The following is a 1,978-nucleotide window of genomic DNA, read 5'->3' on the forward strand; positions in this document are numbered from 1 at the left end:
GGCCGAACGCGCTGTGGAACTCGGTCGTCATCGGGCTGTCCACCACGGTTCTGGCGTTGCTGCTCGGCATACCTGCGGCGATCGGGCTCGCCTGGGGCGATTTTGCCGGCAAACGGATTCTCTACGCGATCATCGCCGCGCCCTTGGTGACGCCGGTTGTCATCGTCGGCGTCGCGGCTTTTTCATTCTTCGCCACACTGGGACTCGTCGGCAACAAGCTATCCATCATTCTGGTGCATACGGCGATGGCCGTGCCTGTGATGCTGACGACTGTCGTCGCCAGCCTTTCGACCTTCGACCGGACATTGGTTCGCGCCGCCGCATCGCTCGGCGCCGGCACCATGCGCACATTCTTCAAGGTGGTGCTGCCGCTGATAGCGCCGGGCGTCATTACAGGGGCCATCATCGCCTTCATCATCTCTTTCGACGAAGTCGTCGTCGCAAGTTTCCTCTCGACAGGCGCGGAGCGAACCTTGCCTCGCATGATCTTCTCCGGGGTTCGCGAATCCATCAGCCCTGCCATCGCGGCCGTCGCTGTGCTGCTGATCGCATTCTCTGCGACCCTGCTTGGTGTCATCGCCATCCTTCAGGGCCGCTCGCAAACTCTCCGCGCAAGGGCATCGGCATGAGACTGGTTCCATCGGTGCAGCAGTTGGAGACCGAGATGACGGCCTGGCGGCGGCATCTGCATGCCAATCCAGAACTCGGCTTCGAAGAGTTCGAGACGGCGCGTTTCGTGGCGGACAAACTGCGCTCGTGGGGCATCGAGACGACCGAAGGTGTCGGAGGGACAGGTGTCGTCGGCACGCTCAGGGGCAGGCTCGGCGCTGGTCGCAGCCTGGGCATCCGCGCCGATATGGACGCCCTGCCGATGACCGAGGCGCGGCCGCTGCCGCATGCATCCCGCATCCCCGGGAAGATGCATGGCTGCGGCCATGACGGCCACACGACAATGCTGCTCGGCGCAGCCTCGGCGCTTGCCCGCTCGCCCGACTTCGCCGGTACCGTGCATTTCATTTTCCAGCCGGCCGAGGAGGGTCGAGGTGGGGCGCTTGCCATGCTGGATGAGGGCCTTTTCCAGCGTTTCCCCTGCGATGAAGTTTACGCGCTGCACAATTGCGAACGGCCGCTCGGCGAGATCGCCGTCCACCGCGGAACGATGGCCGCGGCGGCCGATCGCTTCGAGATCGTCGTCAATGGAAGGGGCGGCCACGCGGCGATGCCGCATCTGGCGATCAATCCACTCCCCGTCGCCGCGCGCATCCTGTTGGCAATCGAAGCCCTGCCCGGTCGCCTGACCGATGTGCACTCTCCGGCAATCGTCACCGTTGGCAGCCTGCGCGCCGGCGAAGCCTTCAACACCATCCCCGATGCGGCGTTTCTGACCGGCACCGTGCGCACCTTCGACCATCAGGTTCAAAAGACGCTGGAGATGGCAATCCGCCGCATCGCGAAAAACGAGGCTGAAGCTTTTGGCGCCAGCGTCGATATTCGCTACGAAACGCCCTTCGCGCCGACGATCAACACTCAGGCGCAAGCCGACGCGATGATCGCGATTGCGAACGAGGTGATGGGCTCGGAACGTCTCGTCGTCGATCCGCCTCCCGAGATGGGTTCTGAAGATTTCTGCTACATGTTGGAACAGCGGCCGGCTGCTATTTCTTGCTTGGCCAGGCGGACGACGCGCACCAGGCCGCCGCGCACGACACCAATTACGATTTCAACGACGCTATCCTGCCGATGGGCGCCAGTCTTTGGGTCAGGCTGGTGGAGCGCCGGCTGTCCGCGGCAGGCGCATCGTGATGCAGTTGCCGGAAAAAGACATCCGCTGGCGGAGCCATTGGCTGCGGCAGGCATTGCCCGAGGACCCGGACCTTGCGCCTCCGCTCGAAGAGACAACGCAGGCCGACATCTGCATCGTTGGCGGCGGGTATCTCGGACTGTGGACCGCCATTCGCCTCAAGCAGCACAATCCAGG

Annotated in this window: 2 protein-coding genes; both read left to right on the forward strand. The window is 63.9% G+C overall.

Annotated features, from left to right (window positions below; all coding sequences use genetic code 11):
• On the forward strand, positions 1-629 hold a 629-nt coding region (locus tag EN750_RS31905), incomplete at its 5' end, for an ABC transporter permease (RefSeq protein ID WP_145968108.1).
• A partial coding sequence (locus tag EN750_RS31910; RefSeq protein ID WP_245482869.1) for an amidohydrolase occupies positions 626-1,978 on the forward strand: 1,353 nt, incomplete at its 3' end. The genes EN750_RS31905 and EN750_RS31910, both read left to right, overlap by 4 nt.

The organism is Mesorhizobium sp. M7A.F.Ca.ET.027.03.2.1, from assembly GCF_003999175.1.
Taxonomy (GTDB): Bacteria; Pseudomonadota; Alphaproteobacteria; order Rhizobiales; family Rhizobiaceae; genus Mesorhizobium.